Genomic DNA, 15957 nt, shown 5'->3' on the forward strand with positions numbered 1-15957 from the left:
TGTATGCAACCATGAGCAGGAGCGATTGGTTGCCCTGCCTTCGTTGGCATACGTCGCATCCTGCTCCTAAACTCGAATCGAATTATGTTTTAAATGAAGGATTTAGTTTTTATGCTAGCGAGACTTGGCCAACTTCGGCTTATAAACAGGATGTTTTGTATGCAACCATGAGCAGGAGCGATTGGTTGCCCTGCCTTCGTTGGCATACGTCGCATCCTGCTCCTAAACTCGAATCAAATTCAAGTTCTATACCCAAGCAACAATAATAAAAAAGCCCAGGATAAACCTGGGCTTTTTTATTATGGTGGCCCGGGCGAGACTTGAACTCGCACAGTATTGCTACCGGCGGATTTTGAATCCGCTGTGTCTACCATTCCACCACCGGGCCATTGAGAATAGATTAAGTCTATTCATTTCATAGAAATCAGTCAATTGTTAATAATTATCAATAAATATGACGCGCAGTTTATTCTTTTTTGTATTTAAACTTATAAACTATTTCTATTAATGAGGACATATATGGAAGTGCAGTCTTTGACCTATCTCTTTATTGTTACAGTTATTCTCTTTCTACTTTTTACGAAGAAAGTAATGACTAATTCTACTTGGACAGCAACCATGACTCCTTTGGCTTCCATTATTGGCAGTGGCTTTCTTATTTCAGCACCACTTTTAAATGAGTTAAGCGGTGTCTATGCTCCTGTCTTAATGGCCGTTCTCTGCCTTGCCTCGTTTGGAATAGGGGAAGTCATTCGCTGGAATATTAATGATGTCGAGCCAGTACTATTAACGAGTGATCTTAATAATCATATTCACGATAAAGTTAGATTTAATGAAAGAATAAGTGAGTGGGTACTGGCGTTTGCTTATATTTTATCTATTACTTACTATCTCTATTTATTTTCATCATTCTTTCTAAGGATGACTGGTGATCATAGCGCTGTTGTTGAAAAAGGTGTTGTTACTGTTGTTATCATGGCCATCGCATTCTTTGGACACCAGCATGGGTTATCATCACTAGAAAAACTGGAGAGTGTTTCTGTTAATGTAAAGCTTTCTATTATTGTGACATTTTTGATGGGACTCGTTGCTTATCAATTCGGTAGTCATCCGATTGAGTCAAAAGATATTGGCAACTTTAACTATCATTCTCTAGCTGTAAGTCTAGGACTTCTCATTATGGTGCAAGGATTTGAAACAAGTCGATACCTTTCTGAGAAGTATAATCGAGAATTGAGAGTAAAAAGCATGAGGTACGCTCAATTGCTTAGTAGTGCAATATATATGCTACTTATTGCCTTATTTATTCCTGTTTTTAAGTCACACCCTTTAAGCGGAGTGATTTCAGAAACATCTGTCATTGATATTGGTCAATTTGTATTTGTACTAGCTCCTACATTCTTATTTGCAGCTGCAATGGCAAGTCAGTTAAGTGCTGCCATTGCGGATATGGGAGGAGGTGGAGGTCTTTTTGCAGAGATCTCAAGTGGAAAGATTAAATCGAAAAATGCATACCTTTTCATAGCCTGTATCGGAACAATTCTTGTCTGGCTATTCGATATTTTCAAAATCATTTCTTTTGCTTCAAAGGCCTTTGCTCTTTATTACCTATTTCAATGTATAAGTAGCTGTTTAATTAACTACCGATTGAATAAGAAAAAATTTACTTTCTCATTATTAATGGCCGTCCTTTGCCTTGTTATTGTTATTCTTGGTCAACCATTCGAGTAAACTTCATTTTACTTTTGTTAACTGAACTTAGGTACTTCTTTCTTTGTTATATGTCGAAAGACTCTTTGAAGAAACTCTACAAAGGAAGAATATATGAAAGTTGGATTTCTCGTTTTAATTTTATGTGTTATCTCATTTTTTGTAGGAAGAGGCACATCTTTTATGGGAAGCGCTCTTAGTACTAATACACTACTCCATGATAATCCAATGATGAAGTCGAAGGATAAGAAGTTATCAAAGCTTGATAATGGTGCACTTGTGTCTAAGGAAACTTTCGATTATTGGAAATTACCGCAGGAAAGTTCAAAGCGTGGTTCATATGATAAATTAACTACTTTAAACTTAGGACGCGGTCTCTATACAATTGGAAGCGATAGTATTGTAAACTCACATTTTATCATTGGTAACGATGGCGTAATCGTCTACGATACAGCCGATAACGAACACGATGCAAGCATCTTTTATAAAGAGTTAAGAAAAGTTACTAAGTATCCTGTTAGAGCAATCATATACTCACATGAACATTATAGTCTTGGTGCAAGGTACTTTGTTGAAGAAGAAAAACGTAGAGGTAATAGAAATATTAAGATAATTGGTCATCCAAATACAAATAAAGTTATGGCGATGACTGGAGGAGTTGAAGCTCTACACTCTGAAGTTAGTGGTGTTTTAATGGCCAGAACAGTTGAGCAATTTAATCTATACCTTCCAGATAAAGGTGATGATGCTCGTTTTAAAAATACTGTAATACCTAATAATGATGGGTTTGTTCCTGTAAATACTCCTGTTCGTAATGGACAACGTCTAACAATTGCTGGTGTTGATATGACTTTCTATACTAAAGATATCGGTACAGATACCTCGAATCAAGTTCTCGTCCATATTCCATCTAAAAAGGCGGTACTGAATAATATTATGTGGGGCTGGTTTCCGAATATTTATAGTCTAAGAGGAGGTAAGTATCGTAACCCAGAAGATTGGAAAAGGTCAGTTGAGTTTATAAAAAAACTTAAACCAGAAATCCTTATGAGTACTCATTCTACTAGTCTAAGGGGACGAGAAAAAATAGCACAACGACTTCAAAGTTATCAAGATGGCCTCTCGTTTGTGTTAGATCAAACCTTAAAAGGTATCTCTCTTGGAATGGGTCCTGATGAACTAAGGTACTTTGTGAAGATTCCTGATTATTTAAAAAGTGAACCTACATTGATTGAAAATTATGGAACAATTTCATCAATGCCTCCTCGTATTTATACAGCTATTTTTGGACATTTTGATCGTGATGCAACAAATCTTTATAAACTACATCCTGATGATGAAGCGAAGCGAATTGTTCTTGCGATGGGGGGGGAGACACGAGTTAAGTCGCTAGCTGATTATGCATATCGAGACGGAGATTATCAGTGGTCATGTCAGTTAGCTAATTATCTTGTTCGAATTAATAATAGTAATGATAATAATCAAATCAAAGCAAATTGTTTAAAACAAATTGGCTATCGAAGCCTTGCTACAACTGCTCGTAGTTGGGCCTTGAGTCAAGCAAGAAAAGCAGAAGGTAAGGTTGCCATTATTAAAAACGCACCAGCAACATTTGTGCAAGTAAGAAATAATGCAAGTGCGTTTGTTAATAATTATCGCATTAGAATTAATCCCGGACGATCTCAAGGGACTGATAAGTTCATTGCAGTGAATCTCGGTTATGATGAAAAGTATGGCCTACATATAAGAAATGCCGTTGTTGATTTTGTTACAGATAGGAAGATTATTGAGAAGATGAAGGATATTGAAGTGCACATGAACAAAGATACGTTTACTAAGATATATAACAACTTGGGAACAATTGATGATTTTATCGTTAGTGCAGATATTGGAATTGAAAAAGGAACGAGAGAAGAAGTTATCGAAGCCTTTTCAAATTTCGATATTATCTATGATTGGGAAAATGATCCGGCCCTGAATGTGCTAAAAGAACGTACGCTGGCCAGTGAAGAAGAATGATTATTAAAAAACTAACCCTTTCGTATTAACGAGAGGGTTTTTCTACAATTATATTGGTAAATATCTTCCGGAATATATTGATGTATTTTCGTGTTATCAATAATACATGAATACATAACGAAATCGATGAAATAACTCGGGAACGGCCAGATCTTTCTGATCGCTTTTGAAAGAACTTCTAATGTGAAAACTGGAAATGGAATATCCCTTGTACCTGTAATCTTCTTTGCCTCTTGGAGTGATATCGTTTCACTTGGAGCAACATTGTAGACACCTGTTGGAATTTTATCTAATGCTTGAAATAAAATATTTGCCATATCGTATTCATGGATAAATTGCATCATAGGATTAAAATCAATTGGCACAGGAGTCATATTAGAAGTTAGGTACCTTGAAATCGTATTATCAATTTGAGGTCCTATAATATTACAAGGACGTAGAACAACTGTTTCGATATTTTCTCTATTTTTCCACATCCAGTTAGTACATAGAGCGTCTATCTCTGTCACATCACGTAGCTCAGGGTGCTTAATACTAACTTTTAGTGGATAGTCTTCATTTATAAATACAGGATTGTCTGGTTGTGCCCCGTAAACGTGATAGGTAGAAAGCATGATAAACTTTTTAATCAAATACTTTTCCGCGAGCTCCAATACTTTACTGGTATTAACAAGACTGAAACTTAGGCGTTCCTCGGCACTTCCTCCGGGAGGAGTAATCCTTCCTATTTGATAGATCGATTCAAATCTATTTTCACGAAAGAGCTTTTCAAAATTTCGTCGTGTATATCGCATACGATGAAATGTATAATTATCGAAATCAACTTCGTTTTTCATCTTTCGAGAATCAATTCCAATGATTCTTGCATCAGGCATACGCTTTGCTAGAATTCCACATAGAATATTTGCTAGCCCTCCTGAAGCACCAATGATTAAGATAGAGCGTTTATTATTCATCGCCGTTATCCTCATTCATTTTTTTAGAAAATGCCCAAGGTCTACGTGTCTTCCTACCTTCAGTAAGCATTGATTGAATGACTCTTTCTATTTCTCGAATATGTGGATTAATTAAGCTATCCTCACTATCTGCATCAATATCTTCTGGTAATTCTATTGGTTTACCTACATGAATATCAATAGGTGATGGGAGTGGGAAGTAATTTGCACTTATAGGCAGTGCTGGAAGCTTCAAGATTTTAGCAACTGCGCTTGCTTGGTAAACATAAGGAAATATCTCTTCGGCTCCAACAACTGCAACGGGGAGTATTTTTACACCACTCTTTAGTGCCATTCTAAAAAATCCCGGCGTGAACTCTTGAACTTTATAATAGTTAGTTGTGCTCTTAGAGACGCCTCTTACACCTTCTGGAAAGATAAGAAGAGATTCACCTCTTTTCAGAAGATTGAGGCAATTATCACGATCACCTAAAACGGCACCACATTCAGAAGACCATTTGTTAATAAACGGAAGAGCTGTAAAAAAGCGTTCAACCATTGGCCTTAAAACTCTAGGTGGTTCATTTTCAAAAGCGAAGGCACAGCCAATCATGAGGCCATCAATGGCGATTTGACCTGAGTGATTGGATATAACCATGTACTGTTCATTTTTGATATTCTCTTTACCAAATAAACGCACCTTAAAGTAGTGGCGATAAATTGTATAAAGAATTTCAAAACTCTTCTTGGCTTTTGGAACACTTAGGCCCCAAGGGTCTTCTGTCTCCCCATAAATCTTTAAAAGACTTTGATAAGTACTTTCGAGAGTGCTCTTTTCTTCACTGGTTAGTAAGTCCTTATAACTTGAAAATTTACTTTCAAGAACCTGTTCAAAAGAGTTGAATTTTTTTGCTAAAAAATCTAATGAAATCATACTTATCTTTTTGTAAAATAGGGGACGATCTATTATTTATTCTATCTGAAAGAGTGAATTATGCAAAAAGAGGAATGGAAAACCAAGCTTAAGAAAATAGTTGATGAGTGCTCTCAAGAACTATCCAAGGCAACTGTTATTGGTAAGAAGATGCTTACTGCGTCTCATACAAATACTCTGTTAAATGAGAAGTATCAGGAGTTGGGACAACTAGCTGCAAAGCATCTAAGTTCGGGAATACTTGAGTGGGAAAACCCTAAAGTTGATGAACTCTTAAAAGAAATTAAAGATTATGAAAATCAACTTCATTTGATGGAAAAAGACGTATCAAATATTAAATCAAAATGTTCTAAAGAGTAGCTTAGTCTCTTTGGTTATTCTCTAGCTCATTTTGTAATAAAAGGTAATTGATAATGGCATTTTCTAATTGCGGAACCCCTTGTCCTTTTAGGGCCGAAATAAAGTGAATTTGAGTTACCCACTTATGTTCTTTAAAGATAGCAGGCTTTAGTTTGTTAAGTGCGGCTCTTTCTTTTTGAGTCTTAAGCTTATCAAGTTTATTAAATAGTAGAAATGCTTCATGACCGAATGGGCTTAGGTAATCTCTAAAGACTAAGTCAGCTTTTTGATTTGGGTGACGAGCATCTTGAAGATTAAGCATAAGGTTTTGTTCACCACAGTTCTTAAAAAATTCATCCATTAGATTTGCCCAATGAGCATGAATTTCTTTTGAAACCTTAGCATGTCCGTAACCAGGAAGGTCAAATAGATAGAAAGGTGGAAGATTATCGACAACTTTACCTTCTTTCTCTAATTGAAATGAGAAGATATTTACTTGGCGTGTACGTCCTGGTGTCTTTGAAGTAACAGCAGTACTTTTTCCAAATAAAGAGTTAATTGTTGAAGATTTACCCGCATTTGAGCGGCCAATGAAACTTACACCAATCGGTTTTTCTGCATTTAACCATTCAATTAGTTGGTTCACATCTGTCATTCCGTATTTGAATTGAGTTGTACCTTTGGCGATTCTATATTCCATTTTTCTTCACTTCCGTTTATCTACGATTTTGCTTAAATTCTAAGGAGTTATATATGCTAGAAGTACCAAAGTTAGATAAACTTGTAAAAGACACATTTTGTGTTCATGGAAATTCTATAGAAATTACACCTTTATTTGGCTCAAAACGTCGAATTTTATTGAATCGAACATCCTATCATATTGAATTAACAGGAAAGGAGTTTATTGTTGATTCTCTAGAAATCTCACTACCTATTATTTCGATAGAGGATGAAGCTGGCTTTAAGCTATCAATTGTGAAAACAAATGTAGGTGATACCTTTTGTTTGTCAGGAATTAATGGAGCAACCTTTAGAATTAACGGCTCATTTTCATCTCACGCTTATCTGAGAAAGGGCGATGAAATTATCCTTGGGCGAAATCGAATTCGCTGCTTAAGAGAGGAGCGCAAAGAGAAGCTCCGTTTTGATTATCAAATCCATCCAAAGCTTAATGTCTTAATTGAAGGAGAGACTGGAACTGGAAAGAGCTATTTAGCAAAAAAGATACATGAGCAAAGTGGCGTGCTTGGTAATTTTGTTCATCTTAACTTAAGTTCTTACTCTCATAATATTTTGGAGTCAGAATTATTCGGTCATAAGAAAGGATCTTTTACAGGTGCCTTAAGTGATAAGGATGGTGCTCTAAAAATGGCCAATGGTGGAACATTATTCTTAGATGAAATCGATTCTATTTCAAAAGAAGTTCAAGCAAAGCTTTTGCTCTTTCTCGATGATGGACTTTTCTATCCAGTTGGATCAAATCAAGCGCAATATATAAAAACTAGAGTTATCGTGGCCTCAGGTCGCTCCCTCTTAAAGCTAGTAGAGGAAGGGAAAATGCGCTCTGATTTTTATTTTCGTATATCATCTGAAGAAGTGATAAAATTAGATTCTTTGCGTGAGAATGATCAACGTTTAAATGAGTTACTTTGTTCTTATGAAAATCGATATGGCATTACCATTCACCCTAAACTTAAGAAGTTTTATCATTGTTACTCATGGCCTGGAAATATTAGGCAATTAAATGCACATTTAAAAAAGAAGCACCTAAAGGGGAAGTCAAATCTTCTAACTTATTGTGAAATGGATGATAATCTTATGGATCACAATCAGATAATAGATCGTTCTATTGAAAATAATGAATTCTATTCATATCGAGATATGAAGCATCGTTACTTTTTAAAAGTTTTTAATCATTGTGACCAAAATGTTGCAACTACTGCAAGTTTACTTGGAGTTTCAAATCAAACAGTGAGAACGGTCTTATCCATTTAAAATTGAGTCGATATAGACCTTTTCAACGTGACCGTCGATTTTTAGATCTTCAATTAGTTTATTAACTTCATAACGAACTTTTTCTTTGATAATTTTCTTCCCTTCTGGCTCAAGAGGAAAGTTAGGCACAACAGCTTGAAGTGATTCATTGAGGCGGTCGCGTATTAAAATCTCATTTTCTGGTTTATAGAAATACTGGGCCGTGTATCGATTATTTGTTTCTAATAGCACATCGATAAGAAGAGACTTCATGCCATTTCTATTTTTTATGTAAATTGGAATATCAACATTTCTTAAAAAGATCGTTCTTTTATTGGCCAGACGATAACGAGATCGACCCCATTTAGCTTTTTCTAGATCTTCTTCACTAGCAATTTTTCTTTCTTGTTTTGGAGAAGTCTTATCTGAAATCTCCTGGATATTTTGATAAACAGAAATACCAGTTAGTGAAAAAACAGTTAGGGTACATGTTATTCCCACGGCCTTGGCCGGAGAGACTGCTGCAAGTTTTAGGGCAACATTCTTTGACCAAAAACTTTTCGCTGCGTTGTAGGCCATGAGAGGAATATCACCAGACATTTTAAAATTCTTAAAAGCAGCTCCAACACTTGCTAAACTTTGCTTTTTGGCCAGCATGAATGTGACTAATGCAGCTAGCTTAATTCTAAGCCATTTTTTTGCCGGCCCAGTAAGGAACTCTGGCAAGGCAATGATCTTCTGGATGAGTCCAGCGATTGTCTTTAGAAAGTTGTGATAAGAATTCTTAATCTTATTTGGAGTAATTCCAGTAAAGAAGTTGGCAAGATTTGTTAGCAAACCATTTAAATATTTTTCAATTTTTAGCCATTTATTCATCATTACAGAATATCCCCAAATCTATCTCTATAGCACTTATCGGCAAGTCCCTAAAATACCTGAGTGGCAACAGTTAATTCTTGAGTAAATTAATATGCTAGGAAGTTTTTTCTGGATGTGGGGGAAGCTGAATGGATTCTTAAGAAATCTCAATAATTACGCCGTAGAGAAGAGGTGATGGGGAGAATATTTTAAGGAGAAGACATGCTTAGAGCATTAACATTATTTTCACTTTTGACCATTGTTTCATGCGGACCGATCTCAATGGATCGACAATTTCTTGATGTTATGGGAGAGGAAGATGAAGGATTCTCACTATTTAGCCCAGGTAAGGCGTTTGATACTGTTGGGGGAGACCCTAGCTATGTGCAGTACTCTAAAGATGAAATGATGAAAAGAACACCATCAAGTGAAGAAGATTACCCTTCATGGTCTCAAGAAAAACGATTGAAAATGGAGCTACAGGGGAAGCTCGATAGTATGCGTCCAGAGGATCGTGAAGCATTCCGTCGAAAAGAGAGGATGTTTGATAATGACTCTCAAAAACTATACTACCTAACATTAACAAGAGCAGAGCAGCAAGAATATGGAAGAACCCTCGTTCGATATGAGAAGCAGAGGAAATTTGAGGCCAGAAAGCCTGCATCAATTTTTCGCTATTCTCCAAGAGCTCAGGCTCATCGCGAAATTGCAATGGGGATGGACAAGAAGAATGTAATTGATCGCTGGGGAAACCCACATCGTGTTGACACAGCAGGTAACCCACAGCTTGAAAATGAGCGTTGGACCTTCTTTGAAAACGGTGAGCGTAAATTTGTCTACTTTAGCCAAGGAAAGGTTGAAGGCTGGTCTCTCGAGTAGGGAAAGCAATCTTCAGGGGAGTATAATAAATAATTAATATTATTACTTCTAGCGGTTGATATCGCTGTATATTTGAGTTAAAAAAGTCATTCATTGGGAGAGGAAATGGCCAAAAATATATATTCAATGACTGGCTTTGGTAAGGCCGAAGCGGGAAGTGAAAGCCTTCAAGTTACAGTTGAAATCAAGACAGTAAATCATCGCTTTAAAGATATTCGATTTAAGATGTCATCACTTTTTAATAGTGTTGAACTTGAAATGAGAAATCTCATTGCGCAAAATTTTAAACGCGGAAGCTTTGATATAAACGTAAGCTATAAAAGGCTTGAAGCGAAATCTCGTTTTGATGATATTGATACTGAAAAAGTGAACGCATTTATAACTTCGATGAAACATCTAGCAGACAAGAATGATGTTCAACTCGATATAAAACCAACTGATTTTTTACGTAATGAATTTATGAAAGAAGTCGATGAGTCTTCTATTGATGAGATGAATGTTTTTGCCATCGATGCCCTTAAGGGAGCGATTGAGAACTTAAAAGAATCACGTAAGATTGAAGGTCAAAAAATGGTCGATGTTATTAAAAAACATCAGCAATCTTATGAAGAGTTTTTTAAAGTAGTTAATGATAAGTCAGATGATTTTCAAGCGGCCGTAAAGGAAAGACTTGAGAAGAGATTTGAAGAATATAAAACGGCGATGCCTGTTGATGAACCTCGCTTTATGCAAGAAGTAATCTTCTACTTAGAGAAAATGGATATTCACGAAGAAATTAATCGTATTAATGCCCACCTATCTAAGTTAAATGACCTGCTAACAAAAGGCGGGGAAGTTGGACGCCAAATTGATTTTCTTATTCAAGAGCTTAACCGCGAAACTAATACAACGGGATCGAAGTCAACACTACAAGAGATCTCTGAAGCCGTTGTTCAAATGAAGGTTCAGCTAGAAAAGATTCGAGAGCAAGGTTTAAACCTCGAGTAGTATTATGAGTGAAGGTAAAATTATAGTTATTGTTGCACCATCTGGATCAGGAAAATCAACTCTGATTAAGAGGATTAAAAATGAATTCCATGATCTCCTGGAGTCGGTTTCTTTTACGACAAGAAAGGCCCGTGAAGGTGAGGAGCATGGTAAGCACTATAACTTTATATCAGAAGAAGAGTTTCTTGCTATGAAGAAGCAAGATGCATTTTTAGAATGGGCAAAAGTTCATGGTAATTACTATGGAACTTCTAAAGACTTTGTCGAGAACGAAATAGCTCAAGGGCATAATCTTCTTTTTGATCTAGATGTTCAAGGAACTGACTCATTCAAAGAATATTTTGGTGATCGTGCACGTGTGATATTTATTGCTCCACCAAGTGTTGAAGCATTGGAGCAGAGACTTCGTGGCCGTGGCACGGAGACAGATGAAAGTTTAAATATTCGTCTTGATAATGCAAAACGCGAATTACTTAGAAAGAATGATTACGATTATCTTGTGGTTAATGATGACCTTGAGACTGCATATATTGAATTAAAAGATATTTTTGAAGGAATCTTAAGAAAGTAATGTACCAGCAACTCGATTTCGCCCATGAGCGCGAATTAAATATTGATGAACTTTGTCGACGTGTCGAAACTTATTATCCAGACGCGAATTTCACTCTTTTAAGAAAAGCTTATCTCTTTGCAGAAAAGTCCCATGAGGGACAGATGCGAAGTTCTGGAGAGAAGTATATCATTCACCCGCTGAATGTTGCTGCTACTCTTGTTAAGCTTCATATGGATCTTGATACGATTATCGCAGGCCTTCTTCATGATGTTGTTGAAGACTGTAGTGTTACTCCTGAAGAGATTGAAAAAGAATTTACGACTGAGATCGCGCAAATTGTTGTAGGTCTAACTAAGATCTCTAAAATGAAATTTAAGTCAAAGGAACAATCGCAAGCGGAGAACTTCCGTAAGATGGTTGTTGCCATGGCACAAGACCTGCGAGTCATTATTGTTAAGCTTGCAGATCGTATGCACAATATGAAAACGCTTCAGTATGTTCGTGAAGAAAAACAAAAGCGAATTGCCGAAGAAACTCTTGATATCTACGTACCACTAGCTTCTAGGCTCGGTATCAATTCGGTAAAGATTGAACTAGAAGACATCTGTCTTCGCTACCTTCACCCTGATGTTTATTATCGTTTGGCCGAAAAAGTTGCGATGAAGAAGAGTGATCGCGAAACTTATATTGGTGACACAATTGGTGTCGTAACAGAGAAGCTTTTTGAATACTCAGTAAAAGCCGATATTACAGGACGCTCAAAACACTTCTATTCAATTTATAAAAAGATGGTTTCACGCGGTGTGGATTTTGAACAAATTCACGATATCTTAGCATTTAGAATCATCGTTAATAATATTACTGAATGTTATAAGGCCCTTGGGGTTATTCACTCGGCATTTACACCGATCCCAGGACGCTTCAAAGATTATATTGCAATTCCAAAGGTTAACAACTACCAGTCTCTTCACACGACGGTCGTTGGACCTAAGGCAGAGAGAATTGAAATTCAAATTCGTACTCAAGAGATGCATGAAGTTGCGGAACGAGGGATTGCTGCTCACTGGAAGTATAAAGAAGGGATGTCATCAGGTAAGACTAAACTTGATTGGGTACAAGAACTTCTTGAATATAATAAGGACACAGATAATAGTTCTGAATTCATGTCTCATGTTAAGAATGATCTTGATGTAGGCGGTGTCTTTGTTTTCACACCAAATGGTGATGTATTTGAACTTCAAGATAATTCGACTCCATTAGATTTTGCATACCGTGTCCACACTGATATTGGACACCGTTGTGTGGGAGCGAAAGTTAATGGAAGAATGGTACCATTAAAGTACGTTCTTCGTTCAGGTGATACAATTGAGATTCTTACATCAAAGACTCAAACTCCTAATAAAGATTGGTTAAATATTGTTAAGTCTTCTAAGGCAAAGGCAAAGATTAAGTCTTGGCTGCTTAAGGCCGAAAGAGAGCGCAATATTGAAGTTGGTAAGGAAACTCTTGATAAGGCATTCAAGGTTCTTGGTACGACTCTAAAAGCAGTTTTAAAGCGTAATGATCTTGATTATGCGAAAGAAAATCTGACTAACGTTAAAACTTATAGTGAAATCTACAATAACGTCGGCGCTGGGAAATTACATGTTGATAAAGTTATCGAATGTATTCCAGGTCTAAAAGATGAAAAAGTTGATGATGCAAAGAAGAAAGAAATCTCTTCACTTACTTCAACTATTTCTCGTACTGCTAAAAAGCGTGCTCACAAAGATAATGCCGTTATCGTTGATGGAATGGACGACCTCATGGTTCGTATGGCCCGTTGTTGTAACCCTATTCCAGGGGACCCAATTATTGGATATATCACTCGAGGACGTGGAATTACGATTCACCGTTCAGACTGTACACGTTACGATGTAGGTGATGTCGGGAGACAAATTGCCGTTGAATGGAATGAGAACTTCACGTTTAAGCATCCAGTAAATATTCATGTTCTAACACATGATAGGCCAGGTATTCTTTCAATGATTTCTAAGGAAATTGGAAACCTTGGCGTAAATATTCGCTCGGCCATGGCCAAGTCAACTCAAGATAGAAAAGGTAGTCTTATTTTTGAAGTAGAGGTTAAGGATTATTCTGAACTACTTAAAACAATTTCGGGACTTGAAGCACTAGACTCCGTGATCTCTGTTACAAGAGGTTAAGCATAAAAAAAGGCAGGTCTTACGACCTGCTTTTTTATTTCTTATTTAAAGTATCCAATTAGAGTCTCGACTCCTTGGCCAGATCCACCTTCTTGAACAAGTGAAGGTCTAAATCCACTCGTCCATCCAAAGATATCAAAGTGTGCCCACTTAGTGTCACCAATAAATTTTTCTAGGAAGAGAGCTGCTCCAATAGATCCACCTTGAACAGTCGACATATTGTTCATGTCTGCAAAGTGCGACTTAAAACCTTTATAGTAAGGTCTATAAAGAGGCATACGCCAAGAAAGGTCTCCATTGTTTTGAGAAGCCTTTAGTAGTTTATCAGCTAGTTCATCATCGTTTGCAAACATACTCGTTACATGATCACCCATTGATACTTTTGCGGCCCCAGTTAAAGTTGCAAAATCAATTAGTACTTCTGGCTTTTCCTTTTGAGTAATCGCAATATCCATTGCATCGGCAAGAGCAAGTCTTCCTTCCGCATCAGTATTACCAATTTCGACCTTTAGGCCATTTCGAGAAGTATAGATATCTCCTGGACGAGTAGCATTTTCATTAATCGAGTTCTCTGCAAGTGCAAGATAAAGGTCTACTTTTTTCTTCACACCTGAGTTCTCTAGCCACGTAGCAAATCCCATAACCGTTGCAGAACCACCCATGTCTTTTTTCATTTTACCCATACCTGCGCCACCTTTTAGATTTAGGCCACCGCAGTCAAATGTGATTCCTTTTCCAACGATTGCTGTAGGCTTGCCTTTTGCTCCCGCTGGACGGTATTGCATATGAACAATTCTTGGTGGAGTCGCAGAAGCTTGTCCAACGCTTAAGATTAGTCCGCATTTTTCTTTCTCTAATTTCTTCTCATCATAAATCGTAACTTTCATCGTTTTTGATTTTGCAAAGTGCTTCTTAACCGCGTCTGCGTAAGTTACTGGGTTTAACATATTTGCAGGAAGATTAACTAAGTGCCTTGCTGTATTAATCGATTGCGCCATTGAAAGGGCCGTATCTACTGTAGACTTCGCTACTTTCTTTGCGTCATCAAAGAATGAAATAGCACCAAGGTTTAGTTCTTCTTTAAAACGGTAAAGCGCAAGTTCAAGTCCAACGATTGCACCAGTAATCATATCTTTATCAAGTCCGTAGAAATTGATTTCAACTTTCTTAGAGCGCTCTTTAGTAATCTGACCAACAAGAGAGCCTAGTGCTTCTCTTGCAATAGAGTAGTTACTATCTGTAATAAGGTTATAGTGTTGCTCACCCTCTTTAGCTTCTTCGATAACTTTGAAGATAATAGGTCCTTCACTACCAAGGATACTAACTTCTTTTTCTTCGCCAATTCTTCCGATAATCCACTCCGGGATATGCTCAGAATGCGTAATATTGCTTTCTTCTAGTGCACTTGCAGTTAGTAAGTAAACTCTCGTTACAGTTGAACGAAGTGATTTTGGGCCACTTTTCTTAGTTGCCATGATTGATGGAACGATATTCATTATTCCTCCTATTTAAATTTTAATCCTCACTGGCCAGGGCCAAGTAAGTAAGTGTTCTGAAGTATTTAAATACTTCTTTGTAGATAATTTTGAGACTTCTAAGTGAATCAAGTGGTGACTTGACTCCCCAGAAATAGAACTTGTATTGATCACTATCGCGACGACGATATTCGATAATCGATTTGATTCTTAGAATATGGTAATCATGTGAAACAATCAGAACAGTATCAATATTGCTCTTCTTGCGAAGAGCTTGTAGAGTTTCTAAAACATTCTCATAAGTATTCTTTGCATTGTAATCGATATCAAGAAAATCGTGATTAATCTCATCTGTAATTTGATGACTTTGAATTAAAGTACTAACACTATTTTTTGTGTGCACTCCTGAAATTAGAATATTTTCTTGATTGTATTCTTTTGCTAAGCGAATCGCTTCTTGAATACGACCTCTATCCCCAGTAAAGACAACGATGATATCTGGTCTTTTCTTATAGAAAGTTTCTTTTGTTTTAAGGTTTTCGTTTTGAGAGTAGAGGATGAGGATGTAAGAGAGAAGTGAGTAACCTAAGATAAAAATAATAAACTTGGAGAAAAGCTCGAGGGCCTTTCTCCAAGATCTAGTTTGTTTTGTCTCAAATACATACTTCTTATCAAACATAAAAAAGTGTTAATTATCCTTTAGCTGCAATAACTTCAATTTCAACAACAGCTCCCTTTGGAAGTGCTGGAACTTGAACGCAGCTTCTTGCTGGATATGGAGCTGTAAAATAAGCTTCATATGCAGCATTGACCTCACCAAAGTTAGCAAGGTCAGTAACGAAAATTGAAGTTTTAATAATGTGCTCACGAGTTAAGTTTTGTGACTCAAGTAGCCCATCAATATTCTTCATGATCTGATTTAGTTGAGGAACAAATCCTTCTTTTAGTTCACTAGTCGCTGGATCAATTCCGATTTGACCAGAAAAGAAGTATGTCCCGTTATATTCAACACCTTGTGAGTAAGTTCCTACTGCACTTGGCGCTTTATCAGTTGAAATAATATTCTTTTGAAATGTCATCTTTAACTCCT

The 15957-nt window shown here is 36.8% G+C and carries 15 protein-coding genes and 1 tRNA gene; 8 read left to right on the forward strand and 8 right to left on the reverse strand.

What is annotated here, in order from left to right; translation table 11 throughout:
• Window positions 1–302: 302 nt before the first annotated feature.
• Window positions 303–388: transfer RNA gene (locus tag ACMAWV_RS10925), tRNA-Leu, on the reverse strand.
• Between the two features lie 131 nt (window positions 389–519).
• Between ACMAWV_RS10925 and ACMAWV_RS10930 the strand changes: the two genes are divergently transcribed.
• Window positions 520–1731 carry a hypothetical protein gene (locus tag ACMAWV_RS10930; RefSeq protein ID WP_412470379.1) on the forward strand — a complete coding sequence of 404 codons (1212 nt, stop codon included), beginning with the start codon at window positions 520–522 and terminating at the stop codon, window positions 1729–1731.
• Window positions 1732–1824: 93 nt separating this feature from the next.
• Window positions 1825–3729 carry an alkyl sulfatase dimerization domain-containing protein gene (locus tag ACMAWV_RS10935; protein ID WP_412470378.1) on the forward strand — a complete coding sequence of 635 codons (1905 nt, stop codon included), beginning with the start codon at window positions 1825–1827 and terminating at the stop codon, window positions 3727–3729.
• An 11-nt stretch (window positions 3730–3740) separates the two neighbouring features.
• Here the strand turns inward: ACMAWV_RS10935 and ACMAWV_RS10940 are convergent, their stop codons facing one another.
• Window positions 3741–4685: an NAD-dependent epimerase/dehydratase family protein gene (locus tag ACMAWV_RS10940; protein WP_158246850.1), complete on the reverse strand. Its 945-nt coding sequence runs from the start codon at window positions 4683–4685 to the stop codon at window positions 3741–3743.
• On the reverse strand, window positions 4678–5598 hold the full coding sequence (locus tag ACMAWV_RS10945) for a lysophospholipid acyltransferase family protein (protein WP_392993498.1): 921 nt from the start codon (window positions 5596–5598) through the stop codon (window positions 4678–4680). The genes ACMAWV_RS10940 and ACMAWV_RS10945 overlap by 8 nt, the downstream gene beginning before the upstream one ends.
• A 60-nt stretch (window positions 5599–5658) precedes the next feature.
• Here ACMAWV_RS10945 and ACMAWV_RS10950 point away from each other — a divergent pair, with 60 nt between their 5' ends.
• Window positions 5659–5958, forward strand: coding sequence for a hypothetical protein (locus ACMAWV_RS10950; RefSeq protein WP_103217725.1), 300 nt, complete (start codon window positions 5659–5661; stop codon window positions 5956–5958).
• A 1-nt stretch (window position 5959) separates the two neighbouring features.
• Here the strand turns inward: ACMAWV_RS10950 and yihA are convergent, their stop codons facing one another.
• Entirely contained in the window at window positions 5960–6637 is a 678-nt protein-coding gene (gene yihA / locus ACMAWV_RS10955) for a ribosome biogenesis GTP-binding protein YihA/YsxC (RefSeq protein ID WP_412470377.1), read from the reverse strand.
• A 53-nt stretch (window positions 6638–6690) separates the two neighbouring features.
• On the opposite strand from yihA, the gene ACMAWV_RS10960 reads away from it, so the two are divergent.
• Window positions 6691–7932, forward strand: coding sequence for a sigma-54-dependent transcriptional regulator (locus ACMAWV_RS10960; RefSeq protein ID WP_412470376.1), 1242 nt, complete (start codon window positions 6691–6693; stop codon window positions 7930–7932).
• On the opposite strand, the gene ACMAWV_RS10965 is transcribed toward ACMAWV_RS10960, so the two are convergent.
• Complete coding sequence (locus tag ACMAWV_RS10965) at window positions 7921–8790, reverse strand: flagellar basal body-associated FliL family protein (protein ID WP_412470375.1); 870 nt, start codon at window positions 8788–8790, stop codon at window positions 7921–7923. The genes ACMAWV_RS10960 and ACMAWV_RS10965 overlap by 12 nt on opposite strands.
• A gap of 201 nt (window positions 8791–8991) precedes the next feature.
• Here ACMAWV_RS10965 and ACMAWV_RS10970 point away from each other — a divergent pair, with 201 nt between their 5' ends.
• The 4 genes from ACMAWV_RS10970 (at window position 8992) to ACMAWV_RS10985 (ending at window position 13392) form a co-directional block, all read left to right on the forward strand.
• Window positions 8992–9648 carry a hypothetical protein gene (locus tag ACMAWV_RS10970; RefSeq protein WP_103217729.1) on the forward strand — a complete coding sequence of 219 codons (657 nt, stop codon included), beginning with the start codon at window positions 8992–8994 and terminating at the stop codon, window positions 9646–9648.
• 105 nt (window positions 9649–9753) lie between these two features.
• The gene (locus tag ACMAWV_RS10975; protein WP_103217730.1) at window positions 9754–10635 is read left to right on the forward strand and encodes a YicC/YloC family endoribonuclease; all 882 of its coding nucleotides are present in this window, start codon (window positions 9754–9756) and stop codon (window positions 10633–10635) included.
• Between the two features lie 4 nt (window positions 10636–10639).
• The gene (gmk, locus tag ACMAWV_RS10980; RefSeq protein WP_103217731.1) at window positions 10640–11206 is read left to right on the forward strand and encodes a guanylate kinase; all 567 of its coding nucleotides are present in this window, start codon (window positions 10640–10642) and stop codon (window positions 11204–11206) included.
• Window positions 11206–13392 carry a RelA/SpoT family protein gene (locus ACMAWV_RS10985; protein WP_103217732.1) on the forward strand — a complete coding sequence of 729 codons (2187 nt, stop codon included), beginning with the start codon at window positions 11206–11208 and terminating at the stop codon, window positions 13390–13392. The genes gmk and ACMAWV_RS10985 overlap by 1 nt, the downstream gene beginning before the upstream one ends.
• Window positions 13393–13433: 41 nt before the next feature.
• Here ACMAWV_RS10985 and ACMAWV_RS10990 read toward each other — a convergent pair whose 3' ends face one another.
• From ACMAWV_RS10990 to ACMAWV_RS11000, 3 genes are read right to left on the reverse strand one after another with little or no spacing between them, the layout of a single operon-like run.
• Window positions 13434–14888: a leucyl aminopeptidase family protein gene (locus ACMAWV_RS10990; protein ID WP_392993491.1), complete on the reverse strand. Its 1455-nt coding sequence runs from the start codon at window positions 14886–14888 to the stop codon at window positions 13434–13436.
• Between the two features lie 19 nt (window positions 14889–14907).
• On the reverse strand, window positions 14908–15546 hold the full coding sequence (locus tag ACMAWV_RS10995; protein WP_103217734.1) for a YdcF family protein: 639 nt from the start codon (window positions 15544–15546) through the stop codon (window positions 14908–14910).
• A gap of 13 nt (window positions 15547–15559) precedes the next feature.
• A complete protein-coding gene (locus ACMAWV_RS11000) occupies window positions 15560–15946 on the reverse strand; it encodes a Rid family detoxifying hydrolase (protein WP_103217735.1) in 387 nt (128 codons plus the stop codon).
• Between the last annotated feature and the right edge of the window lie 11 nt (window positions 15947–15957).

This window comes from Halobacteriovorax sp. RT-1-1, assembly GCF_047085455.1.
In the GTDB taxonomy this organism is placed as follows: Bacteria; Bdellovibrionota; Bacteriovoracia; order Bacteriovoracales; family Bacteriovoracaceae; genus Halobacteriovorax_A.

Coding starts and splice junctions, on each gene's coding strand:
- ACMAWV_RS10930 (WP_412470379.1), top strand. CDS start 520: ATGGAAGTGCAGTCTTTGACCTATCTCTTTATTGTTACAGTTATTCTC.
- ACMAWV_RS10935 (WP_412470378.1), top strand. CDS start 1,825: ATGAAAGTTGGATTTCTCGTTTTAATTTTATGTGTTATCTCATTTTTT.
- ACMAWV_RS10940 (WP_158246850.1), bottom strand. CDS start 4,685: ATGAATAATAAACGCTCTATCTTAATCATTGGTGCTTCAGGAGGGCTA.
- ACMAWV_RS10945 (WP_392993498.1), bottom strand. CDS start 5,598: ATGATTTCATTAGATTTTTTAGCAAAAAAATTCAACTCTTTTGAACAG.
- ACMAWV_RS10950 (WP_103217725.1), top strand. CDS start 5,659: ATGCAAAAAGAGGAATGGAAAACCAAGCTTAAGAAAATAGTTGATGAG.
- yihA (WP_412470377.1), bottom strand. CDS start 6,637: ATGGAATATAGAATCGCCAAAGGTACAACTCAATTCAAATACGGAATG.
- ACMAWV_RS10960 (WP_412470376.1), top strand. CDS start 6,691: ATGCTAGAAGTACCAAAGTTAGATAAACTTGTAAAAGACACATTTTGT.
- ACMAWV_RS10965 (WP_412470375.1), bottom strand. CDS start 8,790: ATGATGAATAAATGGCTAAAAATTGAAAAATATTTAAATGGTTTGCTA.
- ACMAWV_RS10970 (WP_103217729.1), top strand. CDS start 8,992: ATGCTTAGAGCATTAACATTATTTTCACTTTTGACCATTGTTTCATGC.
- ACMAWV_RS10975 (WP_103217730.1), top strand. CDS start 9,754: ATGGCCAAAAATATATATTCAATGACTGGCTTTGGTAAGGCCGAAGCG.
- gmk (WP_103217731.1), top strand. CDS start 10,640: ATGAGTGAAGGTAAAATTATAGTTATTGTTGCACCATCTGGATCAGGA.
- ACMAWV_RS10985 (WP_103217732.1), top strand. CDS start 11,206: ATGTACCAGCAACTCGATTTCGCCCATGAGCGCGAATTAAATATTGAT.
- ACMAWV_RS10990 (WP_392993491.1), bottom strand. CDS start 14,888: ATGAATATCGTTCCATCAATCATGGCAACTAAGAAAAGTGGCCCAAAA.
- ACMAWV_RS10995 (WP_103217734.1), bottom strand. CDS start 15,546: ATGTTTGATAAGAAGTATGTATTTGAGACAAAACAAACTAGATCTTGG.
- ACMAWV_RS11000 (WP_103217735.1), bottom strand. CDS start 15,946: ATGACATTTCAAAAGAATATTATTTCAACTGATAAAGCGCCAAGTGCA.